Raw genomic sequence first — 18189 nt, 5'->3', positions numbered from 1 at the left:
TGCCGGAGTGGCGACAGAGGAAGGGGAGGAGCGGCCATGAGCCGGATTGAAGGCAGGATCGCGGTTATCACGGGCGGCACGCAGGGGCTGGGTGCCGCCATTGCCACACAGTTTGCGCAAGCGGGTGCGGCCGGCCTTGTGCTTGTCGGTCGCGACGCTCGAAAGGGCGAGGCGGTGGCAGAGCGCATTGCGGCCGATACGGGCGTGCCGGTCAAAATGGTCGCCGCAGACCTTGGCCGTATCGACGCGGTGCGCACCGTGATCGCCGCTGCCGACCGGGAATTTTCCCGTGTCGACATTCTGGTGAGTGCCGCCGGCCTCACCGACCGTGGCAATCTTCTCACCACCACGCCAGAGCTGTTTGACCGGATGTTTGCGGTCAATACGCGCGCTCCCTTCTTCCTGATGCAGGATGCGGTGAAACTGATGATCCGCGACGGCATCGAGGGGCGGATCGTCAATATCGGCTCGATGTCGAGCCTGGCCGGCCAGCCGTTCCTCACCCCCTATTCGGCGTCGAAGGGGGCGCTGGCGACGCTGACGCGCAACGCCGCCTTCTCGCTGATGCGCCACCGCATCCACGTCAACCAGCTGGATATCGGCTGGATGAATTCCGACCACGAGCGCAAGCTCATCCTGTCTGAAACCGGTGACCCCGACTTCATCGACCGCAAGGCCGCCGAAAAACCCTTCGGCCGAATCCTTGATCCCAAGGAAGTGGCCCGCACGGTGCTCTGGATGGCGTCTGACGAGAGCGGCATGATGACGGGGGCGGTCATCCCCTTCGATCAATCGGTCTATGGCGGCTACGACGACGCCCCGGTGCCGGCGGGGTGGCTGGAGGGGTAGGGCTGTTTTGCGGGGGGGGGTGGGGCTTCCGCTGGATGGTGCCTTTGCGCCCAAGCCAAGCATTAGCCCGATGCGCAAGCGCGCCCGTCTCGAGGCTGCCGTCTGCGCAAGCGCGCCCCCCTCTGCCCTGCCGGGCATCTCCCCCACGGGTGGGGAGATCAGGAGAGCGGCACCGGCTCGCCCAGCCATGGAGCTACAGTCGAGGGCGATCGGCAGCGATGCCGGCGCGCTGTTGGGAACCGAGGCTAGCCGCCTGCGCAAGCGCGCCCCCTCTGCCCTGCCGGGCATCTCCCCCACAGGTGGGGAGATCGGCAGAACGGCACCGGTTCGCCCAGCCATGAAGGTACAGGCGAGCGCGATTCGCCATGCGACTCGCACTCCCTGGGCCAACGAGGCTTCCCGCCTGTCAATCTGGAGACAAATTTTGCGTCGAGGTAGTTGCCGCCAACCTGCAATGGGAACGGCGACGCTGCGGCACGGTGATCTCCCCACCTGTGGGGGAGATGCCCGGCAGGGCAGAGGGGGGGGCGAACTGGCTCAAAGGCAGGTGGTAACAACAGGGCGTGCCCTGTTTAATTGATCGGTTATGATGGGGACATTGCGCGGTCTTGCGGGCAGCAGGCGGGGCAATGGATCCTCGAGTCAAGCGCAAGGATAACGTCGCCCGGCTCTTGTCTATACGAAAATATGGGGCGTTGGCCCCACTTGGTCGTCATCCTCGGGCTTGACCCGAGGATCCATCGCCTCGCATGAACCGGCAGTCATCTTCCGGCAGCAAAAGGCCCGAGGTTTCCCCCGGGCCGCCGCATTCCTTCAATCTCAGCGCAATCAGCTGCACCCGCTCGTCGCACCGCACGTGTCGCACTTCTCGCAGGTGCCATTGCGCACCATCGTGAAGTTCTGGCACTCGGAGCACATGTTGCCCGTGTAGCCTTGCGCGATGGAGCGCATGCGGCGTTCGGCTTCCACCTTCTTGGCGTCAGCCTTGGCAGCGGCTGCGTCGGCTTCGGCCTTGTCGGAGAAGAGTGCCGTTGCTGCCTGCTGGCTTTCGTCGGCGATCACTTCTTCGGCGATCTCTTCGGCCAGTTCCTTGGCGCGCTCTTCGTAATCGCGCTTGAAGGAGACGACTTCCGAGGTCGAAATGGCAAGCGTCGTTTCGAGCTTGCGGGCGGCAGAGCCTGCAAAGGCCGTCACATTGCCGCCAGCCGATGCCTTGGCAGGGGCGGCGGTTGCCGAACCCTTGGCTTCCGAACCGCTCATGCCGCGCTCGCTGCTGGAGACCAGCGTCGGCTTGTAGCCGCGCGTCCAGCCGGTGGAGACGAGGTTGGTCTTGCCTTCCTGGATGCCCTTGCCGAGTGCCGTCTGCGAGAAGTCAGACGTATCGACATGGGCCAGATCGTGGCGGCCGAGATAGGAGACGGCGAGTTCGCGGAACACGTAGTCGAGGATCGACGTGGCGTTCTTGATCGCGTCATTGCCCGTCACGATGCCGGCCGGCTCGAACTTGGTGAAGGTGAAGGCCTCGACATATTCCTCGAGCGGCACGCCGTATTGCAGGCCGAGCGAGATGGCGATGGCAAAGTTGTTCATCATCGCACGGAAGGCAGCACCTTCCTTGTGCATGTCGATGAAGATCTCGCCGATGCGGCCGTCACCGAATTCGCCGGTGCGCAGATAGACCTTGTGACCACCGACATTCGCCTTCTGGGTATAGCCCTGGCGGCGGTTCGGCAGCTTTTCCCGCTCGCGGGTGACACGCTCGATCACGCGCTCGACGATCTTTTCGGTGATCGTCACGGCCTGCGCGGCCTGCGGCTGCTGGATCAGCTCTTCCACCGCATCCTCGTCCTCCTCGTCCTCGATGAGCGAGGCGTTGAGCGGCTGCGACAGCTTCGAGCCATCGCGATAGAGGGCGTTGGCCTTCAGCGCCAGCTTCCAGGAGAGCATGTAGGCGGCGCCGCAATCCTCCACGGTTGCCTCGTTCGGCATGTTGATCGTCTTGGAGATCGCGCCAGAGATGAACGGCTGGGCTGCCGCCATCATGCGGATATGGCTTTCGACCGACAGATACCGCTTGCCGATCTTGCCGCAGGGGTTGGCGCAATCGAAGACGGGCAGGTGCTCGTTCTTCAGGAAAGGCGCGCCTTCCAGCGTCATTGCACCGCAGACATGGATGTTGGCGGCTTCGATGTCCTTCTTCGAGAAGCCGATATGCTCCAGAAGGTTGAAGCTCATGTCGGCAAGCTGCTCGTCGGAAACTTTCAGGGTTTCCTTGAGGAAGTCGGCTCCGAGCGTCCACTGGTTGAAGACGAACTTGATGTCAAAGGCGGCCTTGGTGGCGCCGTTGATCGCGTCGATCTTCTCGTCGGTAAAGCCCTTGGTCTTCAGCGAGCCGGGGTTGATGCCGGGCGCCTGGTTGATGTTGCCATGGCCGACGGCATAGGCCTCGATCTCGGCAATCTGGCTTTCCGTGTAGCCGAGCGTGCGTAGCGCTTCCGGAACGGCGCCGTTGATGATCTTGAAGTAGCCGCCGCCGGCGAGCTTCTTGAACTTCACCAGCGCGAAGTCAGGCTCGATGCCGGTCGTGTCGCAATCCATCACGAGGCCGATCGTGCCGGTCGGCGCAATCACCGTCGTCTGGGCATTGCGGTAGCCGTGCTGTTCGCCAAGCGCGATCGCCTTGTCCCAGGCAGCCTTGGCATGGGCGACGAGATCCTGGTCCGGGTTTTCCGCATGGACGAGCGGGACCGGGTTGACCGACAGGCCTTCATAGCCGGTCGCTTCACCGTAGGCGGCGCGGCGATGGTTGCGCATGACGCGCAGCATGTTGTCGCGGTTCGGCGCAAAGCCGGGGAAGGGGCCAAGCTCGGAGGCGATTTCCGCTGACGTTGCGTAAGCCACGCCCGTCATGATGGCGGTGAGCGAGCCGGCAATGGCGCGACCTTCCGCAGAGTCATACGGGATGCCCGAGGACATCAAGAGGCCGCCGATATTGGCATAGCCGAGGCCGAGCGTGCGGTACTGGTAGGACAGTTCGGCAATCTGGCGCGACGGGAACTGCGCCATCATGACGGAGACTTCGAGCACGACGGTCCAGAGGCGAACGGCGTGTTCGTAATCGGCAATGTCGATGTTCTTGGTCTTGGCGTCCTTGAACTGCAGAAGGTTCAGCGAGGCAAGGTTGCAGGCCGTGTCGTCAAGGAACATGTATTCCGAGCACGGGTTCGATGCGCGGATCGGGCCTGCCGCCGGGCAGGTGTGCCAGTCGTTCATCGTCGTGTTGAAGTGCAGGCCCGGATCGGCCGATGCCCAGGCGGCATAGGAAATCTTTTCCCAGAGGTCGCGGGCCTTCAGCGTCTTCATCACCTTGCCGTCCTTGCGGGCGGTCAGGTTCCACTCGCCGTCATTCTCGACAGCGCGCAAAAAATCGTCCTTCAGCGAGACGGAATTGTTGGAGTTCTGGCCGGAGACCGTCAGATAGGCTTCCGAATCCCAGTCCGTGTCATAGGTCTTGAAGTCGAGATCCTTATAACCCTGCTTGGCGAACTGGATGACGCGCTTGACATAGTTTTCCGGAACCTGGTCCTTCTTGGCGGCCTTGATTTCGCGCTTCAGGGCCGGGTTCTGGTTCGGATCGTAGCAGGCTTCGTTGTCGGCTTCGCAGTTGACGCAGGCCTTCATGATGGCCTTGAGGTGCTTGGCAACCACCTTGGAACCGGTGACGAGAGCGGCAACCTTCTGCTCTTCCTTCACCTTCCAGTCGATATAGGCTTCGATATCCGGATGGTCGATGTCAACGACGACCATCTTGGCCGCACGGCGCGTGGTGCCGCCGGACTTGATGGCGCCGGCTGCGCGGTCACCGATCTTCAGGAAGGACATGAGGCCGGACGAGCGACCGCCGCCCGACAGCTTTTCGCCTTCGCCGCGCAGATAGGAGAAGTTGGAGCCGGTGCCGGAGCCGTACTTGAACAGGCGCGCTTCACGCACCCACAGGTCCATGATGCCGCCCTCGTTGACGAGGTCGTCCTCGACGGACTGGATGAAGCAGGCATGCGGCTGCGGATGCTCGTAAGAGGATTTCGACTTCGTCAGCTTGCCGGTGAAGGGGTCGACGTAGAAATGCCCCTGGCCCGGACCGTCAATGCCATAGGCCCAGTGCAGGCCGGTGTTGAACCACTGCGGCGAGTTCGGCGCAACGCGCTGGGTGGCGAGCATGTAGGACAGCTCGTCCATGAAAGCGGAGGCGTCTTCCTCGGACGAGAAATAGCCACCCTTCCAGCCCCAGTAGGTCCAGGTGCCGGCGAGACGCGAAAACACCTGGCGCGCATCGGTTTCCGATCCGTAGCGCTCGGCTTCCGGCAGATCCTTCAGCTTCTTTTCATCGGCCACGGAGCGCCAGAGGAACGAGGGAACATCGTTTTCCTCGACCTTCTTCAAGAACTTCGGCACGCCGGCCTTGCGGAAATACTTCTGCGCCAGCACGTCGGTGGCGACCTGCGAAAACTGCGCGGGAACATCGATATCGGCCAGCCGGAAGACGATCGAGCCATCGGGATTGCGGATTTCGCTGACCCCCTTGCGGAAGGCGATATCGGCGTAGGCACCCTGACCCGGCTTGGTGAAACGACGTTCTATGCGCATCTTTTTCGTCCTCGCTATGCGCCATGAAAGGCGCAGAAAATCTCATCCGCGGCGGTTGCGTTTCAACCGGCGGCCGTTGCCCGTCATGCGAATGCGGCAAGCCATCCTTGGAGTGGTGACCTGATATATGGTGGTCACTGTGGCTGTAAACACTAAATATAGTATAAACGACAGTTTTCCACCAGCCCAATTTTGTCGTGACGGTGGCGCAAAAGGCACGCGAATACCGCCCCGCGTGCGTGCCTTCATGGCAAGCCGCCTGCAGACGGATGGGGTGATTTTGCGCTTGGAGAACCGGCCTCGTGCTCCGGTCCAGTCGCCGCCGCAACATGGAATTCAATCTCGGCCGAACCGATAGATTCGTCAAGGCGTAGTTTGCAACCGTTTTTTAACCACAAGATATTGTGTTTGTAAGCTGTGGAAAACGGGGAGAAAAAAATCCCCAAGGAAACTCAACGGCTTGAGTAAGGAGGCCTTACGTCGAAGCTGCGCGGGTCGCTGCGCATACACGACCGTCACCGGTGTTGAGGGCGTCAAAATCTACGCATGAGGGTGCCATAATCCACACTGTTTGCAGCGCAAAAATTTAATATTCGAAGTTTAGGATTTCGGCAGATACTCAGTCTGCGTGATCCCGCGTGGACAGTTGATGTTGTTGCCCTGCCCGGAGATGCGTCTCGTGAAAATCAAGAACCTGTCCATCCTGAAGAAGATCGGCCTTGTCGTGGTGTTGATGGGCGTTGCGGCCGCGGCCATTGCCGGCGTCGGCACGCAAGGCCTTTTCCTGCTTGGCTCCTCGCTCAAAGACACAGGCCAGCGCGAGGAGGTTGCCCGCGAGGCGATGGATCTGCGCGTCGATATCATCGCCATCAGCCGCATGACCTATCAGCTGGCGCTGGCGCCGGAAAAATCAGCCGACTTTGCCGCAGAAACGGAAAAGCGCTCCAAGGAAATGCTGGAGCGTCTTCCGAAGATCGCAGCCACCGCCGATGCCAACGAGCAGAAGCAGCTGGCCGATATCCGCGCGAGCCTTGGCGCCTATTTCGATAGCATCCGCGAGATGGTGAAGGTGGCCGGGACCGATGCGGGCAAGGATCCCAAGGTGATGGCCGCAGCGCTTGCCAAGGCGCTGGACGGCCAGAAGGCCGTGACGGCGACCGTCAAGGTCTACAGCACCTATTCCGCCAACACGCTGTCGCAGTCGCGCAGCCGTGCCATTGAAGATTCCCAGACGACCGTGCTGATCCTCGCCATCACGGCCGCCGTCTGCATCGCGCTCGGCGTGGCCCTCAGCCTCATCATCGCGCGGCGTGATATCGCCGGCCCGATCCGGCGGATGACGCAGGTCATGAGCAACATGGCCAAGGGCAACACCGACCAGCCGGTCACCGATACCGACCGCCTCGACGAAATCGGCGAGATGGCGCGGGCCCTTGAAGTGTTTCGTGCCAACGAGATCCAGATGCGTGCCATGGAAGCGCAGGAAGCCGCGCTCAACCGTCAGAGCAAGGATCTGCAGGTTTCGATCAGCGGTATCGTGGCCTCGGCCGCGGCCGGGGATTTCAGCCAGCGCATCACCAAGTCTTACGACGATGCCGATCTGCAGCGCTTTGCCGCAAGCGTCAACGAACTGGTGGAAAATGTCGATCAGGGCGTCACCGAAGTGCGCCGCGTGATTGCAGCCCTTGCCGAGCAGGATCTGACGCAGGACATGCGCGGCCAGTTCCAGGGCGCCTTCGCCGAACTGAAGGAAAACGTCAACGCGACCATGGCGACGCTGCGGGCGACGATGGAAAACGTGCGCAGCGCTGCCAGCACCATCACCGACAATTCCGGAGAACTGTCGACCGCTTCCAACCAGCTTGCCCGCCGCACCGAGCAGCAGGCTGCCTCGCTCGAAGAGACGGCGGCAGCGCTTGAGGAAATCACCACGACGGTGCGCACCTCCACGGATCGCGCCAATGAGGCGACCCGCATGGTTTCGGAAACCAAGGTGAGCGCCGGCCGCTCGGGCGGCATCGTGCGCGACGCGATCGATGCCATGGGCCGCATCGAGCAGTCCTCGCAGAAGATCAGCCAGATCATCTCCGTCATCGACGAGATTGCCTTCCAGACCAACCTCCTGGCGCTGAATGCCGGCGTCGAGGCAGCGCGTGCCGGCGAGGCGGGGCGCGGTTTTGCGGTGGTTGCCCAGGAAGTGCGTGAACTGGCGCAGCGTTCGGCCAACGCCGCCAAGGAAATCAAGACGCTGATCAATGCATCGGCCGACGAGGTGAAGGGCGGCGTGACGCTGGTTCTGTCCACCGGCGAGGCGCTGAAGGAAATCGAGGAGCAGGTCAACCGCGTCAACGAGCATGTCGCGATGATTGCGCGGGCGGCCGGCGAACAATCCGCAGCGCTCGGCGAGATCAACACCTCCGTCAACCACATGGACCAGATGACGCAGCAGAATGCGGCCATGGTGGAAGAAACCACCGCCGCAAGCCAGGTGCTGGCCGCCGAAAGCCGCCAGCTGACGGCGATCCTGTCCAAGTTCCGCCTGGACGGCCATGGCGGCACCAGCCACGGTTATCGCAGCGCTGCCTGAGCCTCACAGGCACCGCATACGCAACAGGGGCGCTGCAGCAATGCGGCGCCTTTTTCGTTTGAGCGTCGGATGCGCTAGCGCTTCACGGCAAGCCAGATCACATGGCGGGCGCCGCTGCGTTTGGTACTGGCGCGCACCGTTTTTGCCTCGGCCAAAAATCCGCTGTCCTTGAGGCGGCGCGTGAAGGCGGCATCCGGGCCGGAGGACCAGACGGACAAGACGCCGCCGGGGCAGAGCGCCGCGCGCGTCGCGCGCAGGCCCTCATGATCGTAGAGCCGGTCGTTGGAGGGGCGCGTCAGCCCGTCGGGACCGTTGTCGACGTCGAGCAGGATGGCGTCGAACGTGGCCGGGGAGGCGGCGATCAGGCCACCGACATCGCCTTCGTGGATGGTGACGCGTGGATCGTCGAGGCATCCCTTGAACACCTCTGCCATGGGGCCGCGTGCCCAGGCAACGACGGCCGGCACCAGTTCCGCGACGGTGATCTTCGCGTCCGGCGGCAGAACGGCAAGCGCCGCGCGCAAGGTAAAGCCCATGCCGAGGCCGCCGATCAGCATATGCGGCTTTTTTCGACCGGCGATCTTTTCCTGAGACAGGACCGCGAGCGCCTCCTCCGATCCGCTGAGGCGACTATTCATCAGCTCGTTGGCACCGAGCATGATGGAGAATTCGCTGCCGCGCTGCTTGAGCCGCAACGTGCCACCATCGCCGGGAATGTCTGCCTCGTCGATCTGTATCCAGGGAAGCATGGATCCGGGACGCCTTCTGTGCATGGCCGGCACTGGCCGACGCTTGGTCTCTGCCGGCCCCGGCGGTGATCAGCAACGGGAACCGATGAGGCCGCCTCATCGCATGGGGCAGGGGTAAGGACAAGTCCGCCTGTGGCGCAGAGGTGTCTGTCGTCGATGGAAGCCAGGTTGGAGGAGGGGTATATCGAGCCTGGCATCGGTGAGGAAAGCGTCAAGAGGACAGCCAGGCACCGTCGCGGTGTGCGTGAGCGTCGTCGACGTCCTGTAATCAATTCAATAGAAAGGCCGCCCCGGAGGGCGGCCGCGATTGAGATCCTGCCGGCTTGCGTATCAGAGGGCGTCCATGTTGACGCCGACCGTGATGGCGCCGATCGGAGTGCCGGTTTCGTCCATGATGGTCATGGAGGCCTGCGACTGCAGCGCCTGGGTCGATTCGTCCTTTTCGATGCCATCAACGAAGATGGCGCCCTTGCCGACGCCGAAGCTTTTCTGGAATTTTGCCTCGTCACCCTGCCAGTAGTCGGAGGTGATATCGCTCTGGCCGACATTCAGGCCCTTGTTGTCCATGACGAAGACTTCGGAGATTGCGCCCTTGGAGGCGGCCTGCTTGCTCTTCAGGAAGGTGGAGACGGCATTGCCGAGTGTCGCAGAGATCAGCGGCTTGTCGGAAGCCTCCACCTCGGCGCGCCACTTCTTGTCGAGCTTGATGATATCGGCTTCCGTCAGGCCGGCATGCTGGGCGTTCTGTGCCTTGATCGCGGAGATGATGATGGGATCGTTGACCCAGGGGCTGACCCCCGTCTTCAAGAAGGCGGTCACCGGGGCGACATGGGCATCTTCAGCCAGGAGCGGCTGAGCGCCGAAGGCAAGGAGGGCAAGGGCTGCAAGGCTTGTGACTGTGCGTCTCATCAGGTGGTCCTCTATTGCGGTTGAGGTTTTGAAGGGCAGCCCGCGTGTCGCGTGCCGGGCTGCTTGCGAAGCGGAAGAATGGTTTCAGGCAACGTGGCGCACGGCGTGTGCGGACGGGGCGCCGGGGCTCAGCTGGAAGCGGTTTGCCGCGTCCTGCATCAGCTGGCTCTGCGACAGAAGTTCGTGGCAGGCAGCACTGGTTTCTTCCACCATGGCTGCGTTCTGCTGCGTCGTCTGGTCCATGTTGTTGAGGGCGCCGTTGATTTCCTGGAGGCCCGATGCCTGCTGGCGATACGCATCGACCAGGACCAGAATGCCGTCGTTGATGCGGGCGATATGCGATTCGATCTTGAGGAGTGCATCGCCCGTCTGGTTGACGAGCTCGACACCGCCGGAGACCTCAGAATTGGAAACGTCGATCAGCGTCTTGATCTGCTTGGCGGCATTGGCCGAGCGCTGGGCGAGTTCGCGCACCTCCTGGGCAACGACGGCAAAGCCCTTGCCGGCTTCACCGGCACGCGCCGCTTCCACCCCGGCATTGAGAGCCAGAAGGTTGGTCTGGAAGGCGATCTCGTCGATCACCGAAATGATCTGGCCGATCTGCGAGGAGGACTGTTGAATGCGGTCCATGGCGCCGATCGCATTGCGCACCACGTGGGCCGAATGCTGCGCCTCGGCCTTCGCTTCGGCAATCATCGCGCCGGTGGTTTCGGCATTGTGCGAGGACGTGCGCACGGTGCTGGTGACCTGGCCAAGGGCGGCCGCGGTTTCTTCAAGCGCGGCGGCCTGCCGCTCGGTGCGTTGCGCCAGCTGTTCGGCCTGGCCTGCCAGTCCACTGGCGCCGGTTTCCACTGCAAAGGAGGCCGTCTTGATGTCGCCGACGGCACGGGTGATCGAGGCCACCATGGCGTTGAAATCAAGCCGCAACTTGTCGAATTCCGGTCCCAGATTGTCGAGGCGCGTGTCGAGATTGCCCTTTGCCACCCGCTCCAGCGCCAGGCCCAGCGTCTGCATCACGTGGTTCTGCGTGGCAGCCGTTGCCTGGGTCTGCGCCGCATTGCGCAGGCGCTCTTCATTCAGCGTTCGCTGCTGTTCCTCGGCAAGCCGGCGCTGCTCGAGCGTGGCCACGGCATCGTTGCGAAATCCTTCCAGAGCGCGGGCGAGAAAGCCGATTTCGTCGCCCCGGTCGCGGTAGGGGACGGGCGTCTCGAGATCACCGGCCTGAAGCCCGGTGATGCGGCCGCTCAAGGCCTTCAGCGGCTGGCCGATGATGCGGCCCATGGTGAGGATGAAGACGGCAATGGCGATGGCAATGATGGCAAACTGCAGGGAGAGCGCCAGCAATGTCTTATGCGCCGCTTCTGCCAGAATGCTCTCAGCCGACCAGGTGGTCACGACATAGCCACTCACCTTGCCGCCCTTGTCGAGCGGAAGCGGCGCAACCACGGTGACATAGCCGTTGCCGACTGCGCTCATGTCCACGCGCGGCTTTTCCGGCCGGGTACCTGCTGCCTTGGCAAGGTCAGCGTCTGTCGGCAGGTTCTGCGGACCGGATCGGCTCCAGCTGTTGACCGGTTTCAGATCCGCGCCGTAGGCCGCGAACTGGACCAGATTGAGATTGGCATCGTCGCGGTAGAGCGCATAGGTTTCTGCCACGGCCTCGGCCTTGCCCCATTTCACGCCACCAGCGGCAAGGCTTGCGAACTGGGCGCTGTCCTTGCTCCAACTCTCCGTGGCATCTTCCAGCATCGACGCGCTTTCGCTGCGCCAGGTGTAGAAGGAGAGGCCCAGCATGCCTGCGAGGTTGATGGCGACAATGATGGCGGCCAGTTTGGCCGTCAGGGTCAGAGATTTCGGCGATCGCTGCATCTGGCGTCTCTGCGTCGTGGCCGGCAAAACCGGAACATTGGCAACGCACCGTGTGCTCAAAAGCTCGATCGATCATGACCAGCGTTGTATCGCGCAGATACGAGAACACGCCCAAAATATGGGGCAGGAACGTGAAGGAAGGCTTAAACCTTGGCGTACGTCCGCCCAAAAGGAAGCGGCTAAGCCTATGAAGAAAAATGAAAGTTAGTATCACCTCAGAAAGAGAGGCGGCCGAGCGATCCGCAGCCGTGCGAATCGCTCCTGTCTGCTGGATGGGGGCTCAGCCCTTGGTGCCCTTGGCGATCGGCTCCTGATAGGTGAAGCCCATGTCCCAGGGAAAGTAGATCCAGGTGTCCTGCGAGACCTCGGTCACGAAGGTATCGACTGTCGGAACGCCCTTCGGCTTGGCGTAGACGCAGGCGAAATGGGCTTGCGGCATCATGGCGCGCACTTCCGATGCTGTCTTGCCGGTGTCGGTGAGGTCATCCACCACCAGAACGTCGCGGCCGCCATCGGTCGTCAGGTCGGCGGCAATACCCTTCAGCACGTTCATTTCGCCCTGGTTCACATAGTCGTGGTAGGAGGCGATGCAGACGGTTTCGATGAGGCGGATGTTCAGTTCGCGCGAGATGATGGCCGCCGGCACGAGGCCGCCACGGGTGATGCAGACAATGGCGCGAAACTCCTGGCCAAGGCCTGCCAGTCGCCAGGCAAGGGCACGGGCATCGCGGTGGAACTGATCCCAGGAGACGGGAAAGGCTTTATCGGGTAGGGACATTCGGGGTGGCTCCGCAACGGCGCTTGAAGAAAGGTCCAGGGCTGGCCGTGACGCCGGAGCAGCCCGCGGGACCAAGGCGTGTCGTCCTCGTCCCGTTGGCCGTTGCTATTAGCTGTAAATCGCGTCTGCGCGCAAGCCGGATCAACGCGACAGAAGCGTCAGCGCCGTCATGCTGTTCAAGACATTGCGGGTGACGCCGCCAAACAGCATTTCCCACCAGCGCGAATGACCATAGCCCCCCATCACCAGAAGATCGATGCTGTTATCGGAGAGCCGGTTCTCGATGACGGCTTCCACCGAAAGCTCGCCCTTTTCCAGCGTGGTCAGCGTGACGTTGACGCCGTGGCGGGCAAGCGCTGCGGCCAGATCGGCACCGGCAAGGTCCGGCGCCTGGCGGGGCATGCCGGGCGGATCGATGGAGAGAATTTCGACGCTTTCGGCCCGGGTGAGGAAGGGCAGCGCGTCAAAGGCGGCGCGGGCCGCCTCTTTCGAGCCATTCCAGCCGATGAGCACGCGGCGAACGGGCTTGGGAGCCGAAAGGATATAGGGCACCAGCAGCACCGGGCGGCCGCTTTCAAACAGCAGCGTTTCGAGATCCGCGCTGTTGTCATTGCTCAAGGCCGGGTCGGTCTGCGCCGCAAGGATCAGATCGCTGGCGCGCGCGCATTCCAGAACGCTTTCGGAACTGTAGCCGGCCGAGGAGACAAAGGAGCGCCATTCGAAGGATATGCCCTCGTGCTCCGCCTTTTCGCGAAACGCCGCGGCAATCTTGCCCGTCTCCACTTCCGCCGCCTGCTGCAGCATTTCCATGGCTGTCGGGTCAGGAATTTCCATCGGCGCAATCACCGGCACCGTCGGCAGGATTTCGGCTCGAAGACCCACGACATGCGCGGAAAACTGGCGCGCCAGGTCGATCGCGAACTCGGAAATGGGCCCGGTGTTCTTCGGGCTGTCGAGGACGGCGAGGATGGTCTTGTAACCCATGGCGATATCTCCTTTGCGCTCATGGCGGATTGTTTTTCCACCATGCCCTTGGAGATGGGACGCGCCTTGCGCTGGGTCAAGCGCTGGCGTGTTCCATCAGCCTCACGCTGAGTCACCTGAGGATGTGGGGGATCGAACTCGCCTTTCCGCTTCAGGCTTCAGGGCCGGGATTGCCAGCGGCGCGCGCGGTATCGAGATCGCGGATCATGGCGCTGATCGCCTCTGACGCTGCGTCAAGCGCTGCCGCGTCGCGAGCGCGCACCACCAGTTCGGTGGAGAAGCGCTGGCCGTCATATTTCGGGTAGGAGCCGATGCTGGTATCCGGATGGGCCTTCTGGATGGCGCCCAGCAGCGTGCCGATATCGCCTTCGCCATAGGGACAGGCAAGCGAGCGGGTGAGCATCTTTGCCCCCGTTTCGAGCTCCGGCAGGATATTGTCGACCATGGCCTGGAAGACCTGCGGCACGCCGGCCATCACATAGACATTCTCGACAATGAAGCCCGGTGCCGTGGAAACCGGGTTGGCGATGTGGCGGGCACCCCTTGGCATGCGGGCCATCCGCTTTCGGGCGTCGGTAAACTCCATGCCGCGCCGCTCGTACATGGCTGCCAGCAATTGCATGGCTGCCGCATCATGCTCGCAGGGCAGGCCGAACGCCTTCGAGACCGCATCGGCGGTGATGTCATCATGCGTCGGGCCGATGCCGCCGGAGGTGAAGACGTAGGTGTAGCGGCGGCTCAGCGCATTCAGCGCCTCGACGATTGCCTCTTCCTCATCCGCGACAATGCGGACTTCCTTCAGGTCTATCCCCGACAGCAGGAAAAGGTCGGCCAGATGGCCGATGTTCTTGTCCTTCGTCCGGCCCGACAGAAGTTCATCGCCGATGGCGAGCATGGCAGCGGTTACGATCCGAGACGTCATGGCAGTCCTCATGGTGCGGGAATGATCAAGCAAGGCATGTCTGTTCTTCCTAGGCCAAACGCGCCGGCAGATGAAGACATATTCAGCGCGCGAGCCCACGTGGCAGCCAAGGACATCCGGCCGATTTGTTGCGGAAATGTGACCGAACTGTTGTGGTCGTTTTCAATAGGTGAACAGTGCGTGCTTCGATTAGGGGTAGATTCCAGCCCCATTGCGGGTAATCTCCTCACCAACACGAACGCCAGTCCGGCGTTGTCAACGAAGGGAGAAAACGACATGGCAAAGGTACTCGTACTTTATCATTCCACCTATGGGCATATCGAAACCATGGCTTACGCTGTGGCCGAAGGCGCCAAGTCCGAAGGCGCGGACGTGACCGTGCTGCGCGTGCCGGAACTGGTGCCGGAAGAGGTAGCCAAGGCCGCGCACTACAAGCTCGACCAGCCGGCCGCGATTGCCACGCCCGCTGATCTGGAAGCCTATGACGCGATCATCGTCGGTGCCGGCACGCGCTTCGGTACGGTTGCCTCGCAGATGCGCAATTTCTGGGACCAGACCGGTGGCCAGTGGTTTACCGGCAAGCTGATCGGCAAGGTCGGATCCGTCTTCACCTCGACCGCCACCCAGCACGGCGGCCAGGAATCGACCATCCTGTCCTTCATTCCGACCTTCCTGCACCACGGCATGGTCGTGGCCGGTCTTCCCTATTCGTTCCAGGGCCAGATGGGCACGGAAGAAGTCAAGGGCGGTTCGCCTTACGGCGCCTCCACCATCACCAATGGCGACGGTTCGCGCCAGCCTTCGGCAATCGAGCTGGAAGGTGCCCGCTTCCAGGGTGCCCACGTGGCCAAGATCGCCAACAAGCTCGCCGGCTGAGCGGATCGTTTTTTTAGCACACGCACAGGAAAGGCGCGGTCATTTCCGCGCCTTTTTCGCATACTTTCAATGGCCTGACGCCCTTTTCGAAAGTCAGTTTCCGGGAGTGGCAAGCGGCTTGAACAGGCGAAGGCGTCCCGGCGGATTGCGGGTGACGCCGTTTTTCCAGTCGACGGCAAACTGGATGACGTCGAGCGCTGCCTGATGCGTCAGCGGCTTGGCGATGACGCCGAGCGCGCCGGCGTCGCGACCTTCCACCAGCATCGGATTGCCGGTGACGAAGACCACAAGAATGCCGCGCTCGACAAGAATGCGCGCCAGTTGCGGACCCGTCTCGCCATCGGCCAGGCGCACATCGACAAAGGCGATATCGGCATCCTTGGCATAGTTCAGCGCCACCTTCATGTCCGGTGCAATGCCCACCACCTCATGTCCGCTGCGCTCGATGGCTTCTTCCAGATCCATGGCAATCAGCAGGCCGTCTTCGACGATGAGAAAGCGATATTTCACGAGAATTCCTTTCGATGCGGTGACGACATAGGGCCGCAGGCGCCGGATGCAAGGGGCACGTGCCATCCGGCGTCCGTGGCTTTGCGGCTCCGGTCCCGTTCGCCGCGGGCTCGGCCGCCCGTCGCCGACTAATCGTTGAAATTCAGGATATCGGGCTGGAAAATGCGCCGAACGATCTTCAGGCTGCGATCCGGCTGGATCTGGTAGGTCTCGACATACTGCCCGCCATTGGCGGGAAATTCATGCGCGAAGGTGCTGCCGATCGGTGACTTGGTGAGCTTTGTGCGCGGCTGCCCGGTATAGGTGATGCTGCCGGGGATGGGATCGTAGCCCGGCCCATCGGTGACCGTGCTGCAGGCCGAAAGGGCAAGGGCGCCAAAAACGACAAGGGTGGAAATTTTCATCAGGTGCATTCCTGTTGCTGATGCGCGTCCAACTGCCGGCTGCAAGCGCAAGTTCCGTGGCCGTCCGAGCTTATCCCGGCGATGGCGGGTCAAGGGCGCCGGCAGGCCCGATCATTGCAGGCGTAGGCAGCCGGAACAATTGTGACATGATATGTCGTCTTCTTCTTGCAAGGGCAGACCGAATCCGCCCAAACATGCCCTTGCATTTTTGTCGCAAGCCCTCGAAGAAGGCTTCGCATGCGGACGTGGCGAAACTGGTAGACGCAAGGGACTTAAAATCCCTCGGCCTTGGTCATGCGGGTTCGATCCCCGCCGTCCGCACCATTTCAACATTATCCACCTGGAGACCTTCTAACACCCTGAATGGTAAGGTGGTTTCGGCGGTTCGAAAGCCCACTTCAGGTGCATACTGAAGATTCTCAGTGAATACCAATTTCCGCACAGCTCTTCGATCCTCGGTCTTGCCAGTTTCCCATAGTTTCCAAGGGCTTGAAAGAAACGTGATGGCGGTTCGTAAGGTCGCGTCGAAATCCGGCATCGTTTTCGCCCCAATTTCGATCTTTTCAGCAAGCGCAGTCTTCTGCCTCTGAAGATCAACGAGCCGCGCCTCATAGGTCGCAATCAACTCGGCATTGGCAGCACCTGTAATGAGATCAATCAGGCGTCCGATTGAATTGTCAGTAGTAGCCAGCTCGCGACGAAGAAGCGCGGTTCGCTCTGCTGCTCCGGCTGATCGCTTCTCCCACGTGTTGCGAAAAACTGCAGTAGCGATTTCGATGATCTCGGCGGAGGGCGTCAACTTCTTGAGCAACGCCTCAAATTGATTGTGCATCTCGTCACGACCAAAGGATTTCCTATAGCGGATGCATTTCTTGTTGAGACAAAAATAATAAGGATACTCGGCGCTTCGTCCAACCGAATAAGCCCCTCCGAGAAGCCGATTGCAGTGGGCGCATTGAACGGCTTGACGAAGCGGAAAATGCTCGCTCAAGTCAGAGCGACCCGGCGTTTTAGCAGCTCCCCTTAAACGTTCTTGGATTCGTTGATAAGTTTCAAAGGTGATCAGGGCTTGGTGGTGTCCTCGCCTGATCGAAACGTCCCACGGCAGATACTCGATGTAGCCTGCATACAGCAGCGAAGTTAGCAGTTCGGTCACTCTATCAACCTTCACCGTGCCATCGGGCTGCTTTGGATATCCCGGACTGTTTTCCAGAAAGCGCTGCACCTCGGCCTTAGTCTGAAATCGACCGCTGGCAAATCCTTCGAGCGCTTCAGTCGCAATCGACGCGACCGGCTCTCGGGGGACCAGAACTTTTTGTCCTGCAACTCTTGCGTATTCGTATCCGGGCGGTTTGGAGAAGCACCAGTAGCCGTTCAACAAGCGTCCTCTCATGCGATTCCGTACCTGTTCGCCGTTCTTCTGCCGTTGGTGTTGAGACACGCTGGCAAGAAGATTCTCGACGAGAATGTCGTCGGAACTCTCACCAAACTCAAAGGAGGGACACTCAAGTCTTGCTCCGGTTGCTGCAATAGCAGCCCGAAGTTTGTGGTGGACGATAACGCTGCGGGCCAAGCGTGTGATATCGTCAATGATCACCACACATCTAGCTCGACGATTTTTAATCAAAAACTTGAGCATGTCCGCGAAACCTGGGCGGTGTTCTGTGCTCCCGGTTCGGTCATCCACGAACATGGCAGACAGCGAGGGATACCCGCGATTTCGCGCGTAATCCTTTATTCGGGCTTCTTGCGACCCGAGACCGTCCCCCTCCTTGAGCTGCTTCTTCCCTGAAACCCGGCCGTAGCCTACGATAATTAGGTCCGACATTACCTTGCTCTCCGTTTGCTTGATGCTTTCGTTGTTCGGTGTGGAGTGGGCGTCTCCGCGGTCTTTTTGCGGAACGTCGTCGGCGACCGCCAATAGAAGGCGCTCGCGGTGGCTGTGGTGTATTGATCGGGCGGGCATCCATCGCTTGCTGGACGGAATCGACGCCAAATGCGCGATCTACAAAGCTGAACCGCGCCGGGTTTGCCGGAGGCTCCAACTTCTGAGAAAGTGGAGCCGATATGAGCAAGACAACGAACAAGTTTTCACCTGAAGTCCGCGA

Annotated in this window: 13 protein-coding genes and 1 tRNA gene; 4 read left to right on the top strand and 10 right to left on the bottom strand. The window is 61.4% G+C overall.

Translation table 11 applies throughout. The features are described from left to right. Positions 1–36 precede the first annotated feature (36 nt). Complete coding sequence (locus J2858_RS00070) at positions 37–849, top strand: SDR family oxidoreductase (RefSeq protein WP_210102742.1); 813 nt, start codon at positions 37–39, stop codon at positions 847–849. Positions 850–1677: 828 nt separating this feature from the next. Here the strand turns inward: J2858_RS00070 and J2858_RS00065 are convergent. Continuing rightward, entirely contained in the window at positions 1678–5493 is a 3816-nt protein-coding gene (locus tag J2858_RS00065) for a vitamin B12-dependent ribonucleotide reductase (protein ID WP_210102741.1), read from the bottom strand. 679 nt (positions 5494–6172) lie between these two features. On the opposite strand from J2858_RS00065, the gene J2858_RS00060 reads away from it, so the two are divergent. Continuing rightward, the gene (locus J2858_RS00060; protein ID WP_210102740.1) at positions 6173–8080 is read left to right on the top strand and encodes a methyl-accepting chemotaxis protein; all 1908 of its coding nucleotides are present in this window, start codon (positions 6173–6175) and stop codon (positions 8078–8080) included. Between the two features lie 74 nt (positions 8081–8154). Here the strand turns inward: J2858_RS00060 and J2858_RS00055 are convergent, their stop codons facing one another. The 6 genes from J2858_RS00055 to J2858_RS00030 form a co-directional block, all read right to left on the bottom strand. Continuing rightward, positions 8155–8829: a spermidine synthase gene (locus tag J2858_RS00055; RefSeq protein ID WP_210102739.1), complete on the bottom strand. Its 675-nt coding sequence runs from the start codon at positions 8827–8829 to the stop codon at positions 8155–8157. A gap of 330 nt (positions 8830–9159) precedes the next feature. Then, entirely contained in the window at positions 9160–9738 is a 579-nt protein-coding gene (locus J2858_RS00050; protein WP_210102738.1) for a hypothetical protein, read from the bottom strand. 84 nt (positions 9739–9822) lie between these two features. Then, the gene (locus J2858_RS00045; RefSeq protein ID WP_210102737.1) at positions 9823–11607 is read right to left on the bottom strand and encodes a methyl-accepting chemotaxis protein; all 1785 of its coding nucleotides are present in this window, start codon (positions 11605–11607) and stop codon (positions 9823–9825) included. Positions 11608–11887: 280 nt separating this feature from the next. Beyond that, complete coding sequence (gene gpt, locus J2858_RS00040) at positions 11888–12385, bottom strand: xanthine phosphoribosyltransferase (RefSeq protein ID WP_210102736.1); 498 nt, start codon at positions 12383–12385, stop codon at positions 11888–11890. Between the two features lie 141 nt (positions 12386–12526). Further along, positions 12527–13369 (bottom strand): universal stress protein, encoded by an 843-nt coding sequence (locus J2858_RS00035; RefSeq protein ID WP_210102735.1) that lies wholly within the window; start codon positions 13367–13369, stop codon positions 12527–12529. Between the two features lie 151 nt (positions 13370–13520). After that, positions 13521–14291 carry a competence/damage-inducible protein A gene (locus J2858_RS00030; RefSeq protein WP_210102734.1) on the bottom strand — a complete coding sequence of 257 codons (771 nt, stop codon included), beginning with the start codon at positions 14289–14291 and terminating at the stop codon, positions 13521–13523. A 276-nt stretch (positions 14292–14567) separates the two neighbouring features. On the opposite strand from J2858_RS00030, the gene wrbA reads away from it, so the two are divergent. Further along, positions 14568–15167: an NAD(P)H:quinone oxidoreductase gene (gene wrbA, locus J2858_RS00025; RefSeq protein ID WP_210102733.1), complete on the top strand. Its 600-nt coding sequence runs from the start codon at positions 14568–14570 to the stop codon at positions 15165–15167. A gap of 93 nt (positions 15168–15260) precedes the next feature. Here the strand turns inward: wrbA and J2858_RS00020 are convergent, their stop codons facing one another. Next, the gene (locus J2858_RS00020) at positions 15261–15743 is read right to left on the bottom strand and encodes a response regulator (RefSeq protein ID WP_210102732.1); all 483 of its coding nucleotides are present in this window, start codon (positions 15741–15743) and stop codon (positions 15261–15263) included. 62 nt (positions 15744–15805) lie between these two features. Next, positions 15806–16081: a hypothetical protein gene (locus tag J2858_RS00015; RefSeq protein WP_210102731.1), complete on the bottom strand. Its 276-nt coding sequence runs from the start codon at positions 16079–16081 to the stop codon at positions 15806–15808. A gap of 239 nt (positions 16082–16320) precedes the next feature. Between J2858_RS00015 and J2858_RS00010 the strand changes: the two genes are divergently transcribed. Further along, positions 16321–16405 (top strand) — tRNA-Leu (locus J2858_RS00010). Here the strand turns inward: J2858_RS00010 and J2858_RS00005 are convergent. Next, positions 16374–18002, bottom strand: coding sequence for a recombinase family protein (locus J2858_RS00005; RefSeq protein ID WP_210102730.1), 1629 nt, complete (start codon positions 18000–18002; stop codon positions 16374–16376). The genes J2858_RS00010 and J2858_RS00005 overlap by 32 nt on opposite strands. Between the last annotated feature and the right edge of the window lie 187 nt (positions 18003–18189).

Origin of the sequence: Neorhizobium galegae (assembly GCF_017877135.1) — a bacterium.
In the GTDB taxonomy this organism is placed as follows: Bacteria; Pseudomonadota; Alphaproteobacteria; order Rhizobiales; family Rhizobiaceae; genus Neorhizobium; species Neorhizobium galegae_A.
The sequence above is the reverse complement of the archived record's forward strand: the minus strand, read 5'-3'. Positions and strand labels throughout refer to the sequence as shown.

Bases quoted from the DNA above. Each gene is read 5' to 3' on its own strand.
- J2858_RS00070 (WP_210102742.1), top strand. From the start codon at position 37: ATGAGCCGGATTGAAGGCAGGATCGCGGTTATCACGGGCGGCACGCAG.
- J2858_RS00065 (WP_210102741.1), bottom strand. From the start codon at position 5,493: ATGCGCATAGAACGTCGTTTCACCAAGCCGGGTCAGGGTGCCTACGCC.
- J2858_RS00055 (WP_210102739.1), bottom strand. From the start codon at position 8,829: ATGCTTCCCTGGATACAGATCGACGAGGCAGACATTCCCGGCGATGGT.
- J2858_RS00050 (WP_210102738.1), bottom strand. From the start codon at position 9,738: ATGAGACGCACAGTCACAAGCCTTGCAGCCCTTGCCCTCCTTGCCTTC.
- J2858_RS00045 (WP_210102737.1), bottom strand. From the start codon at position 11,607: ATGCAGCGATCGCCGAAATCTCTGACCCTGACGGCCAAACTGGCCGCC.
- gpt (WP_210102736.1), bottom strand. From the start codon at position 12,385: ATGTCCCTACCCGATAAAGCCTTTCCCGTCTCCTGGGATCAGTTCCAC.
- J2858_RS00035 (WP_210102735.1), bottom strand. From the start codon at position 13,369: ATGGGTTACAAGACCATCCTCGCCGTCCTCGACAGCCCGAAGAACACC.
- J2858_RS00030 (WP_210102734.1), bottom strand. From the start codon at position 14,291: ATGACGTCTCGGATCGTAACCGCTGCCATGCTCGCCATCGGCGATGAA.
- wrbA (WP_210102733.1), top strand. From the start codon at position 14,568: ATGGCAAAGGTACTCGTACTTTATCATTCCACCTATGGGCATATCGAA.
- J2858_RS00020 (WP_210102732.1), bottom strand. From the start codon at position 15,743: ATGGCACGTGCCCCTTGCATCCGGCGCCTGCGGCCCTATGTCGTCACC.
- J2858_RS00015 (WP_210102731.1), bottom strand. From the start codon at position 16,081: ATGAAAATTTCCACCCTTGTCGTTTTTGGCGCCCTTGCCCTTTCGGCC.